This window comes from Gelidibacter algens, from assembly GCF_001678675.1.
Lineage (GTDB): Bacteria > Bacteroidota > Bacteroidia > Flavobacteriales > Flavobacteriaceae > Gelidibacter > Gelidibacter algens.
Map to the genome: position 1 here is coordinate 35,095 of NZ_LZRN01000014.1, position 16,847 is coordinate 51,941.

Genomic DNA, 16,847 nt, shown 5'->3' on the forward strand with positions numbered 1-16,847 from the left:
ATATCAGTACTGATAAGTTTCGAAATTATTATTTTTTGCTACTAGATAAAACTTCATCGATCATGCCGTATTCTTTGGCCCTGTCTGCTTTCATCCAATAATCCCTGTCACTATCATTATATACTTTTTCATAATCCTGCCCTGAATGTTTAGCAATAATTTTGTAAAGCTCTTCCTTTAAGGTGACAATTTCTCTGGCCGAAATTTCAATATCACTAGCTTGACCTTGAGCACCACCCAAGGGTTGATGGATCATGACGCGAGAATGCGTCAATCCACTGCGTTTTCCCTTCTCTCCTGCACATAATAAAACAGCACCCATTGACGCTGCCATACCAGTACAAATGGTGGCGACATCAGGTTTGATAAGCTGCATGGTATCATAAATACCAAGACCTGCATACACACTTCCTCCTGGAGAGTTAATGTAGATTTGTATGTCCTTAGATGCGTCAGTACTTTCCAGAAACAACAATTGCGCCTGGATAATGTTAGCGACTTGGTCATTAATGGCTGTACCCATAAAAATAATACGATCCATCATCAGCCTAGAAAACACGTCCATAGCCACTGCATTCATTTGACGCTCTTCAATAATATTTGGCGTCAAACCAACAGGATACATACTGTTCATGATTTGATTATAATACGTACTGCTAATGCCTTGATCCTTTATTGCGAATTTTTCAAATTCTTGTCCGTAATCCATAAATATTTTTTAGTTCTTAAATTCGTGAAAACCCCATATTTGCTGGGATACTTAGATGACTACCAAGTAGTCAAAAAAAAGCGTAAAACTTAACAGTTTACGCTCTAAAGATAACGATTTAATTTAGAATTATTAGCTGTAAAACTCTTTTACAAAATCGTCATAGGTAATTTCCTTCACCTTAAGATTCGCTTCTTTTTTGTAAAGTTCCAACAATTTTTGGCTCATCAATTGCTCTGACAAACGTTTTACTTCATCCCTATTGGACAAAATACGTGCCGCAATATCTTCCAATTCTTTATCTTGAGGATCCATTTGGCCAAATTGAGCCATTTGCACCTTAATCATTTCTTTGGCAAAGTCTTTTAGGTCATCAAAAGAAACTTGCAACTTATACTTTTCAATCAACTTACCTTCGATCAATTGGTAACGCATGCTTTTTTCAGAATTTTCATACTCTTCTTTAGCCTGATCTGCATTCAGTTGATCTTCACCTGCCGTTTGCATCCATTTTTGTAAGAAGGATGATGGAAGGTCAAATTTTGTGTTCTCAACCAAATGCTCAGTAACATCGTTCAGGAATTTTTGATCACCTTGTTGTCCAAATTGCTTTTCAGAATCCTCCTTTATTTTAGCTTTCAATTCAATTACCGACGTTACAACATCCTTACCAAATAACTTATCAAATAGCTCCTGATCCAAATCGGCCAATTCTCTAGTATTGATTTCTTCTACAGTAAAGGTAACCTCTACATCCAAATCATGGATGTCATCATGGGTTACTTTTAAAAAGCTCATCAAATCATGATCGTCATTAACCAAACCTTTGGTTTTCATAGTGATGACATCACCAACTTTAGCTCCAAGCAATGATTTTTCAGCAGTTTTACTTTTGATTTTGTCTAAGGTAAATGTTGCTTTATTATTGATTTCTTTTTCTTCATTTACAAAAATACCTGTAACTTCTGAATCCTTTGTAACTTCATCCTGAGCGATCAATTTGCCATATTGCTTGCGGATATGCTCTACTTGACCGTCAATCATTTTATCATCAGCAACAATAGTGTATTGTGTAATTGGCTTTTTACCTTTTAGCTCCACTTCAAATTCAGGCGTTAAGCCCAATTCAAACTCGAATGAAAAAGAATCAGCATCCCAATCAAGATCATCCTGAGATTTTGGCAACGGGCTACCTAAAACGTCCAATTTCTCTTCGGTCATATACTTTTTCAGGGCGTCCTGTAAAAGCTTGTTAACTTCATCAACCAACACAGCTTTCCCGTATTGCTTTTTTACCATGGTCATCGGCACATGGCCTTTTCTGAATCCAGGGATGTTAGCTGATTTACGGTAATCTGTAAGGATTTTTTCTACTTTATCGCTATAATCTTCTTTAGCAATATCTACTTTCACTACAGCATTTAATGCGTCAATGTTTTCTCTTGTAATATTCATATTATAATTAATAAAGCCTAAAGGCGTTTTATTTTCTATTTTGGAATTTCATCTTAATATTTCCCTCATAAAAATCGGGACGAGTTCAACTTGCGTGTTTAACATCTACGCTAAATAGACAAATTAAAATCACTTGTTTCACTAAAAATTCGGGATGCAAAATTAAACAATTTTTAAATCCCAACAAAGTTTTTAAACACTTGATTTATAGACTAGTTTTTGTCTTTATCCAACAAAGAAAAAAGCAGGGATTGCAAAAACGATAAGAGCAAGCTGAACAACAGTGCAATCCAAAAACCATTCACTTCAAAACCACCCAAAAATTCATCTGCCAACAGAATGATACAGGCATTGATCACCAATAAGAATAACCCAAGCGTTAGGATTGTAATGGGCAAGGTCAAAATGACCAAAATTGGTTTTAAAATAGCGTTGAGCACCGCCAATACAATAGCTACTATAATGGCTGAAGTAAAGCCGGCAACTTCAACTCCTGGAAGGAATTTTGCCAAAACCACCACGGCAATAGCTGTTAAAAGTAATCTGATAATTAAATTCATGTTTGTTTTGTTTTTTCAAAGATAACAAACCTTCCATTAATGTGTCAAGAAATCCTGAACCTCTGCATAAAAATCCGTGGGATTTTCAGCATGTAACCAATGTCCCGCATTAGAGATCGTGTTTATTTTTGCTTTTGGAAAATGGGAATGAATCAAACTTTCATCTTGTGGTGAGATGTATTCTGAACGGTCCCCTCGCAAAAAGAGAGTGTCTTTTTCAAACTTAGCATGCATTGGCAATGGCTCTCCAACCTCATTGACCTGTTCTTTCAAAACCTCAAGATTTATCCGTAAGGCAAGCCTTCCCTTTTCTTTCCAGTATAAGTTTTTAAGCAGAAATTGTCGTGTTCCAACATCGGGCACATAGCGTTTCATCGCATCGTCTGCCGCGCCCCTGCTTTTAAGCGTCGTGAAATCTAAAGCAGACAAGCCTTTGAGTATATCATCATGGTGGGTTGGATAATAGCGCGGTGAAATATCAGCTATAATCAATTTAGAAACCACTTCAGCATATTCAACCGCAAATAACATGGCTGTCTTTCCTCCCATGGAATGACCCAAAAGCACAATATTTGATAGCTGATGTTGGTCACAATAGCGTTTCAAATCTTCAACCATCACCTCATAGTTAAATTCATCGCTGTGAAAACTCCGTCCGTGATTACGTTGGTCAATGAGATGCACCTCAAAACCTTCTTCGCTGAATTGTGTGCCGAGCGTTTTCCAATTGTCACTCATGCCCAAAAATCCGTGGAGAAAAATAAAAGCTTGGCCTTCGCCTAAAATAGTGGAATGGAGATTCATGATGATTTATGATTTTTTGTTTATGACGGGTGACAGATGACGGATGACGGGTGACGGGTGACGGGTGACGGGTGACGTATAATTAACGAATGATTTATGCCAACTGAAAACTGCCAACTGAGGACTGCCAACTGAAGACTGAAAACTATTTCAACTGTCTCAAATACATATTGACCACATTTTCAATACCCAAATACAAACTTTCTGAAATTAAGGCATGTCCAATAGAAACCTCTAATAAATCAGGAATGTTCTGTTTAAAAAATTTGATGTTATCTAAAGACAAATCGTGTCCCGCATTAATGCCGAGACCCAATGCATTTGCTAATACAGCGCATTCGGTGTAGGGTTTGATGGCCATTTCATTGCCCAAGCCATAATTGTGGGCGAAGGCCTCTGTATAGAGCTCTATTCTGTCAGTCCCTGTGGCCTTTGCGCCCTCTACCTGCTTCAAAATAGGATCGACAAAAATAGCGGTACGAATGCCATTTTGCTTGAATTCCTTAATTACATCTACCAAAAAATCTTTATGCTTAATGGTGTCCCAACCTGCGTTTGAGGTAATGGCATCATCGGCATCTGGCACCAAGGTGACTTGCGTAGGTTTGACCTTCAGCACCATATCCACAAATTGGCGAATAGGATTGCCTTCAATATTATATTCAGTATACACTTCAGGCTTCAAATCATATACATCCTGATAGCGAATATGTCTTTCATCAGGCCTTGGGTGAATGGTGATGCCTTGGGCTCCAAACTTTTGGACATCTCTTGCAAATTGCACCAGATTTGGAACATCACCACCTCTTGAATTTCTTAGGGTGGCAATCTTGTTGATATTCACGCTCAACTTTGTCATAGCATTTGTTTTATTGAACAAAAATACAAAGTAGATGATGCCTTTTGTAGTTATTTTTAATTATTTTGCAGGAACAAAATCAAGAACATGCCGTTAAGAGAATACATCATCAATGACATCAAGCCACTAAACATAACTGACAAGGTGAGTGACCTTAAAATGATGTTTAATGAGTTGACCTATTCTCATATTCCCATAGAAAATAACTCGGTGTATTTAGGGTGTATTTCTGAAACAGACGTGCATTGTTTTGATGGTAAGGAAACCATTGTAGATTGCACCCACTCCCTAGAAGGTTTTTTTGTGAGATCAGACACCAATTGGCTTGATGTTCTTGAAACCTTTGCCCAACACTCCTGTAATATAATGCCTGTTTTAGATAGACAAAATACTTATTTGGGGTATTATGAACTCAATGATATTATCGGCCGCTTTAATGAAACCCCGTTTTTTTCAGAACCCGGAGGTACTTTAATTATAGAAAAAGGCATCCAAGATTATTCGTTTAGTGAAATTAGCCAGATTGTAGAATCCAATGATGCTAAAATTTTAGGCGCATTTATATCTAAAATGGAAGATGATGTTGTTCAGGTTACTCTTAAAATTGGCGATTCAGGTCTTAACGATGTCATACAAACCTTTAGAAGATATAGCTACAATGTCATTTCTGGCCACGAGGAGGACACCTATATTGAAAACTTGAAAGAGCGTTCAGACTATTTGGACAAATACCTTAATATGTAGTGCTATGAAAATTGCCATCTATAGTCAATATTATAAGGGTAACGAAGAATCTGCGGCGGTACTTTTAAATTATTTGTCCCAAAAAGCATCTGAGGTTTTTATCGAGGACCATTTTTATCAACTCATTGATGAGCATTTGGACCTAAAAACAAATTTTAAGAACTTTAAAACCTTTCAAACCTTAGACAATTCCTTTGATTTACTCATTAGTATTGGAGGGGACGGCACTATTTTAAGAGCCATTACGTTTGTTAGCGATAGGTCAATTCCTATTATCGGAATCAATACCGGCCGTTTGGGTTTTTTAGCCACCATTCAAAACAATCAAATTGAAAGTGCACTTGATAGCATCTTTAAAGGGGACTATAAAATATCAGAACGCAGCCTTTTGAGTATAGAAACCCAACCTAAAAACAAAGAGTTATCCCAACTCAATTTTGCGCTCAATGAGATCGCATTGAGCAGAAAAAATACAACGTCCATGATTACCGTTAACACACGTTTAAATGGCGAATATTTAACCACCTATTGGGCAGATGGTTTAATTGTATCCACACCTACGGGCTCAACTGGCTATTCACTAAGCTGCGGCGGTCCTGTCATTTCTCCAGATGCCAAAAGTTTTGTCATCACTCCTATTGCTCCACACAATTTAAGCGCCCGACCTTTAGTTATTCCTGACGAAACAGAAATTCAATTAAAGGTTGATGGTCGGGAAGATTTTTACCTCATCTCCTTAGACTCCCGAATAGCGACGTTGCACAACTCCACCATTGTAACTGTTAAGAAAGCAGACTTCAACATTAAAATGATTGAACTCCACAGTGAAAGCTTTATAGACACTTTGAGAAAAAAATTGCTTTGGGGAGAAGATAAACGCAATTAAACAATAAAACCTTGCAAATACTGTTTATCAGTAATACAATTTGATTCAAATTGCTATAGACTTATCTTATTTATTATATTTGCAAACTTTTGAAATTTTATGAGGTATATCATTTTAATAATTTTTAGTTTTTGTTTGGTCCCAAACGTAAAGGCTCAAATTTATGAAGTTGGTTTTTTCTTAGGTAGCAGTAATTTTATCGGAGATGTGGGCGACACCAAATATATAGCTCCACAAAGACCAGCCGGTGGTCTTCTTTTGAAATGGAACAGAAGCCCGAGACATGCCTTTAGAGCGTCATTTCTTTTAACTGAATTAGAGGGTAATGACAGCGCCTCCGATGATCCAAGGCGTATTGCCCGAGATTATGATTTTAGAAACACGATTATGGAAATATCCGCAGGTATGGAGTTTAATTTTTTAGATTTTGATCAACACAGTCTTGAGCCTCAAATGACACCCTACATTTATACAGGAATTTCTACTGCCAGACATAAAAATTATTTCTTCCAAGGTGGCGTACAAACCTATGAAAATACTTATAGTTGGGCCTACGGCATACCCATGGTAGTCGGGTTTAAAGCTACAACTGTTAAAGGATTGGTATTAGGAGCCGAAATTGGGGTGAGATATACGTTTTCAGATGAAATAGATGGCAGTGTCCCAGATTCATCTTCTAGAAAGCCACTTAGTTTTGGTAATTTAAATAGTAATGATTGGTATGTGTTTTCTGGAATAACCCTAACTTACACCTTTGGTGAAAAACCATGTTATTGTAGTTATTAAGTGGATTTAAAACAACAGATACATACCGACCGACTTCCCAATCATGTGGCCATCATAATGGATGGCAACGGCCGTTGGGCAAAACAACAAGGTTTGCTCAGGGTCATTGGTCATGAAAATGGCACCAAATCTGTAAGAGAAGTCGTTGAAGCCAGTGCCGAAATTGGCATTAAACACCTTACCCTCTACGCCTTTTCTACTGAAAATTGGAACCGACCAAAAATTGAAGTTCAAACGTTGATGAAACTACTGGTCAAATCCCTTAAAAAAGAGATCAAGACACTCCAAGACAATGACATTAAACTCAACGCCATTGGCTGTTTGGACGATTTGCCAAAAAAGGCAAAAGAGGAGCTGCAGGAAGTCATAGAAAAAACCAAAAACAACAACAGAATGATTTTGACGTTGGCGCTGAGTTATGGCTCACGCGATGAACTTATAAACATGGTCAAAAAAATATCTGATAAAGTTAAAAATAATATAATTTCTACCGAATCTATTGACGAATCCATTATTAATAAGCATCTTTACACGCAAAATTTGCCAGATGTAGACTTGCTCATCCGTACCAGTGGAGAACAAAGAATCAGTAATTTCTTGTTATGGCAAATTGCATATGCTGAATTATATTTTACCCATATTTTATGGCCAGATTTTAAAAAGTCTGACTTATACACCGCTTTGATAGACTATCAAAATAGAGAACGACGATTTGGAAAAACAAGTGAACAACTTAGCTAACATTACGCTTTTGAAAACAATTCTTAATACCCTTTTCAGTGCCTTTTTTCTTTTATTTTCATTTGCTTCTTCAGCACAAGAAAATCCTTACAACTCAGGTAAAAAATACACCATCGCAGACATTGTCGTTACCGGCGACACCAACTTTAGCGAAGCCACAATTATCACATTTTCAGGTTTAAGAAAAGGGGAAGTAGTGGCAATTCCAGGAGAACGCATCAGTGAAGCCCTTAAAAAATTATGGGGCTCCAATCTGTTCAGTAATATTGACATCTATCTGACCAAAACAGAAGATGACCAAGCTTATTTGGAAATCAGTCTTCAAGATTTACCTGAACTTAACAACGTTGTGATCAATGGGGTTAAAAAAGGAAAAAAAGAGACCTTAATAAAGGATAATAAGCTTACCAAAGGTGCTAAAGTAACTGAAAACCTTATCACCACTACTAAAAATTACCTCACCAATAAATATAAAAAAGAAGGTTTTTACAATACGAAAGTAACTGTATCGACCACGCCAGTAATTGATTCCATTGAAAAAAGCAGAGTCAATATGTTGGTGAATATTGAGAAAAACGACAAGGTAAAAATTAAAGAAATCAACTTTATTGGCAATGAAAAGCTAAGTGATAAAAAGCTTAAAAAGGCCATGAAAGAGACGAAGCAAAAGAACTTTTTGCGTTTCTTAAAACGGTCAAAATATGTCAAAGACAATTATAAAGAAGATTTAGTAAGTGTTATCGATAAATACAAAGAAAATGGGTATAGGGATGCACGTGTTACTTCTGATTCCATTTACAATAGCGGAGATGGCTTACTATCTATTGACATTAATGTTGAAGAAGGTGAAAAATATACGTTCGGTGAAATTGCATTTGTTGGAAACACCCTTTACACTGACCAACAATTAGGTGCTCTTTTGGGCATCAAAGAAGGAGACACTTATAATGGTGTGGAATTGAGAAAAAGAATTGCTGACAACTCAAGACCAGATGCCCAGGACATTACTAATCTTTATCAAGATAGCGGCTACTTGTTTTCAACCATTAATCCGGTGGAGGTAAGTGCAGATGGCAATGTCATTGATATGGAGATCCGTATTTCTGAAGGTAAACCCGCCTACTTTAATAATGTGACTGTGGTTGGAAATGATAAAACCAATGACCGCGTTATTTACAGAGAATTAAGAACACGCCCAGGACAGCTTTACAGCAAAACCGCGGTAGTAAGAACGGTTAGGGAGTTAGGTCAGTTAGGCTTCTTTGACGCACAACAATTGAGCCCGAATTTTAAAAACGCCAATCCTAATGAAGGCACATTGGATATGGAATATGCAGTAGTTGAAAAGGGATCCAGTCAAATTGAGCTTCAAGGTGGTTATGGTGGTGGTGGCTTTATTGGTACACTTGGTTTGTCTTTCAACAATTTCGCAATAAAGGATATTTTTAAACGTGAGGCCTACAAACCTGTTCCTACAGGTGATGGACAAAGTTTGGCGCTGCGTTTGCAGGCCAGCCGCTTTTTTCAGACCTACAGTTTTTCTTTTACTGAACCATGGTTAGGTGGTAAACGTCCAATCCAATTCTCAACCTCATTGTCCCATACCAAACAATTTTTATTCAATCCTAGAACTAGAGATGCTGATAAAAGCAAGCGTTTCAACATTACGGGTATCACGGTTGGTCTTGCAAAACGTTTAACGGTACCTGATGACTACTTTACCTTATCTCAAGCAGTAAGCTTTCAACACTACGATTTAAAAAATTATAACACAGGTCTTTTCACCTTTGGTAATGGCTATTCCAATAACTTGTCCTACACCGTCGGATTGAGCAGAAATGACACGCGCACAGATCCAATTTATCCAACAGGTGGTTCAAATTTTTCTGTCACTGCAAAATTATCCTTACCATATTCCCTATTGAACAACGTAGATTATTCGGCATTAAAGGAAGAAAGAGAAACCTTGAACCCATCTGATCCTGATGATTTGGCACGTTTGGGAGTTATTGACCAAGAGCGCTACAAATGGTTGGAATTTTATAAAGTCAAATTTAAAGGTGATTGGTATACCAATGTTATTGCAAATAAATTGATCATCAAATCTGGAGTGGAATTTGGTTTTCTAGGTGCTTATAATAATGATAGAGGTGTCATTCCTTTTGAGCGTTTCTTTGTTGGTGGTGACGGTTTAGGCAACTATTCATTAGACGGCAGAGAGGCCATCGCTCTGAGAGGCTATCCAAACCAATCCTTATCATCACAAGATGGAGGGACGATTTACAACAAATTTTCATTAGAGCTGCGCTATCCAATTACCTTAGGTGGTCAGGCCAAAATTTTCGCCCTAGGCTTTATGGAAGCTGGTGCCTCATTTGATGATTTCAGAGATTACAACCCTTTTAACATCAAGCGTTCGGCTGGTGTAGGTTTGCGTATTTTCATGCCTGCATTCGGATTGTTAGGTATTGACTTTGGTCATGGCTTTGATGCCTTACCTGGTCAGAACGTCAAAAATGGTTGGGAAACCCACTTTATCATCGGGCAGCAGTTTTAACTTTGGCACGATATTTTCTAAGTACACCTTGACGATTTAGTACTGGTGTTAAAATTTTTTAGAATATATTTCGTTAATTTGAAAAATAAAACGCTAATAAAATAAAATCGTTAGGTTTATCTGGCGTTTTAGAATGTATAGCGTGACCCGCAAATGATAAAATAGCAATAGATGACACACAAAGTTCTTTTTTTAGTGACATTCATAGGTCTTTTGAGCTTTACTTCAAACGCACAACGTGGTGTTCGGATAGGATACATTGACACTGAATATATTTTACAAAATGTTCCAGAATACCAAGACGCCACAGCACAGCTGGACACTAAGGTTTTACAATGGAAATCAGAAGTAGAACAACGTTTGGCTGAGTTGGATCAAAAAAAATCGCAACTCAACAATGAACGTGTGCTTTTGACCAAGGAGTTATATGAAGAACGTTTTGAAGACATCAGCTTTGAGGAAAAGGAAATCTTGGACTATCAGCAAAATAGATTCGGTCCCAATGGCGATTTGATGATTCAGAAAAGACAATTGATCCAGCCTATACAAGATCAAATTTTTGCAGCCGTTCAAGAAATTGCAAGTAGTCGAGAATATGATATTATTTTTGATAAATCAGCAGATGTGGTGATGTTGTATTCCGCAGAGCGTTTAGATATTAGTGAGTTGGTTTTAAGAAGTATTACCAGAACTTCAAAACGTACGCAAGCCGATACTAAAGCAGAGCGTAAAGCCGCCTCTCAAGAAGATGTGGTTCCTGTAATCAATGAAGAGTTGGAAGCGCGTGAGCAAGCTTTGGAAGACAAAAGAGCAGACCGCATGACTGAAGTTGAAAAGCGAAGAGCCGACCAACAAGCCACAAGAGATTCCTTAAAGGCTGCTGTTGATGCAAGACGTCAAATGATTTTGGATGACAGAGCAAAGGCTAAGGCTGAAAGAGAGAACAAAAACAATCCTCAGGACAGTACGTCATCAAAATCTGAAGACAACGCCAAAACAGCTGTGGATAGTACTAAAAAATCAGCTGCACAAAGCGCTGAAGAAAAAAGACAACAACAACAAACGGATCGTGAAGCGCGACAAAAGGAGCTTGACGACCGCAGAAAAAAAATATTGGAAGAACGCAAAAAAGCAAAAGAAGAACGCGAAGCCAATAACAAGAAAAAGGATTCGGTTCCTGAAAACAATAACTAAGAACAATTAATATTTATAACACGTAATACTATTTTAAAAATGAAACATTTTAAGACCCTTTTATTTGCAGGACTACTTTTTATTGGAGCAACTAGTTTCTCTAATGCTCAAAGTAAAATTGCCCATGTCAATACGCAAGAGCTTATTAAAGCGATGCCAGCAATGAAAAGTGCTCAAGCAGAACTAGAAAAATTGCAAAAGACGTATGAGACTGAAATTCAGACGATGGCTACTGAGCTTCAAAATAAAATGAAGCAGTACCAATCTGAAGTAGAAAGCAAGACTGATGAGGAAAATGCTAAGAGATCTCAAGAAGTACAAGGTATGCAACAAAGTATCCGTGAATACCAAGGTACTGCACAACAAGATCTTCAAAAGAAAGAATTTGATCTATTGAAACCAATTACTGATAAAGCTGAAGCTGCTATCAAAAAAGTAGCAAAAGCACAAGGTTTCCAATATGTATTGGATTCAACTCAAGGATCAGGCGTTCTTTTAGCTGACGGAAAAGACCTTATGGCTGACGTCAAAAAGGAATTAGGATTTTAAGAATTTAAATTCTTCATAATTTTATATAGAAAGCCACTTTTAATGAGTGGCTTTTCTATTTTTGTAGCAGCTTCTATATGAATTATTAATGGATACTCTATTTTTCAAACTATCAGAAATTAAGTCTTTCATCTAATATATAATAGAGAAGCAATCTTATACCAACATTCATGAGCATACAACCTATTGGCATCTTTGACTCTGGTATTGGTGGCACCTCTGTTTTTAAGGAAATAACAGCATTGCTTCCGCACGAACATACCTTGTATTTAGCCGATAGTTTTAATGCTCCCTATGGCAATAAATCCAAAGAACACATTCTTGCCTTAAGCATCAAAAACACCGAGTTTCTGATTTCAAAAGAATGCAAGCTTATCGTTGTGGCATGCAATACGGCGACTACTAACGCAATTGCAGAGCTCCGAAACTTGTATGACATTCCATTTATAGGCATTGAACCTGCCATAAAACCTGCCGCTTTGAGCACACAGACAAAGGCCATTGGCATTTTGGCCACCAAAGGCACACTCAGCAGTGAATTATTTCATAAGACCACTGATTTATATAGGCACGGCATCATAGTTATTGAACAGATTGGTGATGGTATTGTTTCGCTCATCGAAGACGGAAGAACGTATAGTGAGGACATGAAAAGTTTACTGCGCATTTACCTAAAACCGATGCTAGATGCCAACATTGATTATTTGGTTTTAGGCTGTACACACTATCCTTACTTGATGCCATTATTATTGGAAATGTTACCAAAACATGTGAAGATTATTGATTCTGGACGAGCAGTAGCCAGACAAACCAAATCTGTTTTGCAGCAACATTATTTACTGAACACACAAACAACATGCGGCAATAATCAATTTTACACCAATGGCAATGTTGCTATATTAGACGCTATTTTAGAACATAAGTATAAAGTGGAGTATTTGCAATTTTAGCTTCAACTATCTCATCAACTTCATTTTTAATTAAACAAAAGTAAGTCTTGGGTATTGATTTTGATTCTAAACATTTATATCATTATATGTTCTTGTTGGGACTTTCAAAACTAACACGATTACTCTTTAAACCAGCTTGAATAGGTCACATAATTATCCGCAATCCGATGGATTTCACCGGAGATCAACTCCTCACTAATATCCTTTATTTTTTTAGCGGGCACACCTGCATAAATACTGCCCGATTCTATTCTGGTATTTTGGGTAACCACTGCGCCTGCAGCAATAATACTATTACTTTCCACAACACAATCGTCCATCACAATACTTCCCATGCCAATCAACACATTATCATGAATAGTACACCCGTGTACAATCGCATTGTGGCCAATAGAAACATTGTTTCCAATAGTGGTGGGCGATTTTTGATAAGTGGCATGAATAACCACGCCATCTTGAATATTCACTTTATTTCCGATCTTGATATAATGGACATCACCTCTGATGACTACATTGAACCAAATGCTGCACTGTTTACCTATGCTGACTTCTCCAACAATGGTAGCATTTTCTGCGATATAGCAATCCTCTGATATTTGGGGATGTTTTCCGTTTACTGTTTTTATAATGGGCATATTTTTTGTTTCAGGTTTAATGTTTTAGGTTTAAAGTCGCATTCATCTTCAAACTCAATTTCAGTTTCAATTTCAAATTCAATTTCAACTATTTAAAATAAGACAATAATTCTGATTTTCTGGAAGCCGACACCATAATTTGTTTGCCGTTGCTCAGCTGCACACTGCCACCCTTCCCCTTTATATATTTCACAATTTCATTGACATTTACCAAATAGGATTTATGGACTCTGGCAAAACCCGATTCCGTCAGGGCATCTTCAAAATACTTTAAGGTTTTACTGACGAGCTTTTTTTTGTTGGTGTTCAAATAAATTTCTGTGTAGTTATCATCGGCTTTACAATACAGAATGTCTGCCGTGTTCAAAACCTCAAATCCATCTAGCTGTGGGATGGTTATTTTTCCTTCAATACTTTTGGTTTTTGTTACCAGCACTTCATCTTGTAAGGCATCTTCCTTAGTTCTGATCTCAGTGACATAATCTACCGCCTTTATCAATTCGTCAATAGAAATAGGCTTCATCAAATAGTAAGAGGCATGTGCATTTAGGGCCTCAATGGCATAATGGTTATAGGCAGTTACAAAAATGGTCTCAAAATTAATATCGCCCACTTTATCCAACAAATCGAAGGCGTTGCCATAAGGCATTTCCACGTCTAAGAACACCACATCCAGAGCTTGGTTTCTGATGAGCACCAACGCTTCCTCAACATTGGAGGCTTCTCCCAAAACCTCAACATTAGGACAGTATTTATACAGGTAATTTTTCAGGATTTCCCTACTGGTTTTTTCGTCTTCTACAATTATTGATTTTAATTTCATGTGGTTGCGTTGGAAGCTGGAAGCACGAAGTTAGAAGAGAAAAAGTCTTTTCTAAAATGATGCTCCCACTTATTATTATTAATTCATTTTTATACTAATTTTAATTTCCATGAGTTGGAAGCTGGAAGCATGTTGGGAGCGAACAGCTCTCTTTACAATTGTGATCCTATGCTTAGTTATAAACTTCCATCCTAAACTTCAAGCTTCAAGTTTCAAACTTCGTGCTTCAACCTTCAAGCCCATTAATCCTTTCTCAACGTCACAACAACCTTCGTTCCTGCATCTTCCCCCTCCTGAAAATCGCACACCTGCACCTCAACTTTATCTTTATACATGGCGTTCAAAATAGCCACACGCTTTTTTATGTTGCCCATCCCTTTTGAATTTTGCTTCTTTTGATGTTCGGTCTTCAAAGCTTTTGAACGTTCTCTCCCAATCCCGTTATCAGCGATAGTGATTGTGATTTCAGTATTACTTTTTTTCTTGATGTCAATACTCAAATGTCCTTTATCCATTTTATAGCGCAGGCCGTGCCAAACCGCATTCTCGATATACGGTTGCAACAGCATTGGCGGAATGAGATAGTCGTCAACAGCAATCGAATCGTCTACGGTAAGATTATAGTCAAACTTGTCTTTAAAGCGAAAGTGTTCCAACTTGGTATAAAGCTCCAAAAGTTCAATCTCCTTTTTCAAAGGGATAAAATCTTCATCGCTATTTTCTAAGACGGAGCGCATCAATTGTGAAAAATCAGAGAGGTATTTGTTGGCAGTCCGTTCATCATTGGACGCGATAAAACTATTGACTGAATTTAAGGCATTGAAGATGAAATGCGGGTTCATCTGACTTCTCAAAGATTTTAGAGCCAGTAAATTATTGGCCAGGCGCTGTTGCTTAATGTATTTGTACATAAAATAAGCAGTGACCAATAAGAGCAGTAATCCGCCAATAAGTGAGTAGATGATCAATTGCTGACGTTTGTTGCGCTCTGTAGTGAGTTGAAACAGACTCTCAGAAAGTTTGTTATCACTCTCCAAAGTGGTAATGCGGTTTTGTTTTTCCGTGATGTTGCGGTTAAAACGCGCGGCTTGGGAGAGTTCTTGCTCTTTTTTGATATAGAGTTCATCTACAACTTCAGTGTAAGCTTTATAAGTGGCTAAAGCCATCTTATAGTCGCCAGCATCATAATACACATCAGACAATTTGCGAGTTGCATCTTTCTGTACAATCAAATCTTCCTTTTTATTGGCTTCCTTAATGCTTTTTTCTAAATAAGGAATGGCATTGTTGTAATCTTTTTGCGCAAAATAGGCGCTTCCAATTTTGTAGTTCTGCTTTTGCGACGTCAGTGCACTTCCATTATCAATAACCGAGTCCTTTTCAATGTTTTCAATGTCTTTTAATGCTTCCTTCCGCAATTCAATTTCATCGCCATATGACCGATTGGCATTTTGAAAATCGGCCACCGTCACTTTTTCCTTAACAGAGCGCGTTTTATTTTCTTTGGATGCCAAACTGAGGGCATTGTCAAAATAGTTTTGCGCCTGAGCGGTCTTTCCAGATTCGCTATAGGTTTGGGCGATTTTCGAGTTCAGATCCGTGATTTTTGGTTTGATCACATGTTGTTGGGCAACAGCCAAGCCTTTCTTATAGTTGTCAATAGCTTTAGGATATTCTTTTATGGCTGCATAAGTGTCTCCAAAACCTTCGTAAAGCAATATCAAATGCCAGTTGGACAAATTGGCGGGATTCATGTTCTTGTAAAGAGCGATACTTTCTTGATAACTTTTATTCTTTCGATAGGCTTCTGCCAACTTTAAAAGAACGCCATTAGAATTTGAATTCTGAAGACTTATTCTGTAATTGGAGACTGCAAGGTCATATTGTTTCCAGTGCATATAGATATCTCCAAGCACCTCATAAGCATCCGCATTTTCTTTGGTAGAGGTGCTCTGCAGTAAGGCTTCCGTAATAAATTGGATGCTCGTTTCGGCGTTTGATTTTTGATAGACTACGGCAGAATCAATAAGCGTGTTGAAATTTTGTACACTGCGTTTCAATCTTAAATTTGATGTTGCTTCCTGATTTGCTGGCTCCACTAAAACAGAGATGCGCTCATCATTTTTAATGGTGTAATAAACGGTTTGAAAATCTTTATGCCTTATCACAAGCTCATCCCCCTTTTTTACCTGTATTCGAAATTCGCCATCAGTACCGGTAACCGTGTAAGCACCACCATTGACTTCAATATTCGCTTTTGAAATAGGCTTGTAAGTATCACTCTCTCTCACAGAACCCCGCACCGTAAATTGAGCAGTTTCAGAGTTGCTTTGGTTTTCTTGCGCACTACTATATTGCATTGTAAAACACAGTGTGACGATCAAAAAATAGTTTAGAATTGCGCGCATACTTATTTATAACGGAATAAACTTACGTGATTTTTTTGGAGAAGTAAAACGCCCCGTTTATCAATGACTATCTTTAGTCGTCAAAAAACAGACCTTTAGAAACTTATAGTCTGTATTCACGCAGTCATTCGTATCATTCGCTCATTTGTTGTTTTTCAAGAATTAAATAAGATATAGATAGCGTTAT

General features: G+C 37.4%; 16 protein-coding genes. 8 read left to right on the plus strand and 8 right to left on the minus strand.

All coding sequences use genetic code 11. The features are described from left to right. Positions 1–28 precede the first annotated feature (28 nt). From clpP to A9996_RS08725, 5 genes are all read right to left on the minus strand, one after another. A complete protein-coding gene (gene clpP / locus A9996_RS08705; protein ID WP_066433245.1) occupies positions 29–709 on the minus strand; it encodes an ATP-dependent Clp endopeptidase proteolytic subunit ClpP in 681 nt (226 codons plus the stop codon). Between the two features lie 132 nt (positions 710–841). Then, positions 842–2,164, minus strand: coding sequence for a trigger factor (gene tig, locus A9996_RS08710; RefSeq protein WP_066433246.1), 1,323 nt, complete (start codon positions 2,162–2,164; stop codon positions 842–844). A gap of 212 nt (positions 2,165–2,376) precedes the next feature. Then, positions 2,377–2,724 (minus strand): phage holin family protein, encoded by a 348-nt coding sequence (locus tag A9996_RS08715; protein ID WP_066433247.1) that lies wholly within the window; start codon positions 2,722–2,724, stop codon positions 2,377–2,379. A gap of 36 nt (positions 2,725–2,760) precedes the next feature. Then, complete coding sequence (locus A9996_RS08720; RefSeq protein ID WP_066433248.1) at positions 2,761–3,528, minus strand: alpha/beta fold hydrolase; 768 nt, start codon at positions 3,526–3,528, stop codon at positions 2,761–2,763. Positions 3,529–3,673: 145 nt separating this feature from the next. Then, on the minus strand, positions 3,674–4,387 hold the full coding sequence (locus tag A9996_RS08725; RefSeq protein WP_066433249.1) for a pyridoxine 5'-phosphate synthase: 714 nt from the start codon (positions 4,385–4,387) through the stop codon (positions 3,674–3,676). Positions 4,388–4,474: 87 nt separating this feature from the next. Here A9996_RS08725 and A9996_RS08730 point away from each other — a divergent pair, with 87 nt between their 5' ends. The 8 genes from A9996_RS08730 (at position 4,475) to murI (ending at position 12,794) form a co-directional block, all read left to right on the plus strand. Continuing rightward, positions 4,475–5,131 carry a CBS domain-containing protein gene (locus A9996_RS08730; RefSeq protein ID WP_066433251.1) on the plus strand — a complete coding sequence of 219 codons (657 nt, stop codon included), beginning with the start codon at positions 4,475–4,477 and terminating at the stop codon, positions 5,129–5,131. Positions 5,132–5,135: 4 nt separating this feature from the next. Further along, the gene (locus A9996_RS08735; protein WP_066433253.1) at positions 5,136–6,017 is read left to right on the plus strand and encodes an NAD kinase; all 882 of its coding nucleotides are present in this window, start codon (positions 5,136–5,138) and stop codon (positions 6,015–6,017) included. 99 nt (positions 6,018–6,116) lie between these two features. Next, positions 6,117–6,803, plus strand: a complete 687-nt coding sequence (gene porG, locus A9996_RS08740) for a type IX secretion system protein PorG (protein ID WP_066433255.1) — start codon at positions 6,117–6,119, stop codon at positions 6,801–6,803. 57 nt (positions 6,804–6,860) lie between these two features. Beyond that, positions 6,861–7,544, plus strand: a complete 684-nt coding sequence (gene uppS, locus A9996_RS08745; RefSeq protein ID WP_394337379.1) for an undecaprenyl pyrophosphate synthase — start codon at positions 6,861–6,863, stop codon at positions 7,542–7,544. Positions 7,545–7,554: 10 nt separating this feature from the next. After that, positions 7,555–10,101 carry a BamA/OMP85 family outer membrane protein gene (locus A9996_RS08750; RefSeq protein ID WP_245905354.1) on the plus strand — a complete coding sequence of 849 codons (2,547 nt, stop codon included), beginning with the start codon at positions 7,555–7,557 and terminating at the stop codon, positions 10,099–10,101. Positions 10,102–10,272: 171 nt separating this feature from the next. Then, positions 10,273–11,295, plus strand: coding sequence for an OmpH family outer membrane protein (locus A9996_RS08755; protein WP_066433260.1), 1,023 nt, complete (start codon positions 10,273–10,275; stop codon positions 11,293–11,295). 39 nt (positions 11,296–11,334) lie between these two features. Then, entirely contained in the window at positions 11,335–11,844 is a 510-nt protein-coding gene (locus A9996_RS08760) for an OmpH/Skp family outer membrane protein (RefSeq protein WP_066433261.1), read from the plus strand. A gap of 170 nt (positions 11,845–12,014) precedes the next feature. Beyond that, complete coding sequence (gene murI, locus A9996_RS08765) at positions 12,015–12,794, plus strand: glutamate racemase (RefSeq protein WP_066433265.1); 780 nt, start codon at positions 12,015–12,017, stop codon at positions 12,792–12,794. Between the two features lie 119 nt (positions 12,795–12,913). On the opposite strand, the gene A9996_RS08770 is transcribed toward murI, so the two are convergent. The 3 genes from A9996_RS08770 to A9996_RS08780 form a co-directional block, all read right to left on the minus strand. Continuing rightward, a complete protein-coding gene (locus A9996_RS08770; RefSeq protein ID WP_066433266.1) occupies positions 12,914–13,429 on the minus strand; it encodes a gamma carbonic anhydrase family protein in 516 nt (171 codons plus the stop codon). A gap of 88 nt (positions 13,430–13,517) precedes the next feature. Next, positions 13,518–14,252, minus strand: coding sequence for a LytR/AlgR family response regulator transcription factor (locus A9996_RS08775; protein ID WP_066433268.1), 735 nt, complete (start codon positions 14,250–14,252; stop codon positions 13,518–13,520). A 242-nt stretch (positions 14,253–14,494) separates the two neighbouring features. Continuing rightward, positions 14,495–16,660 carry a histidine kinase gene (locus tag A9996_RS08780; protein ID WP_066433270.1) on the minus strand — a complete coding sequence of 722 codons (2,166 nt, stop codon included), beginning with the start codon at positions 16,658–16,660 and terminating at the stop codon, positions 14,495–14,497. Positions 16,661–16,847 lie beyond the last annotated feature (187 nt).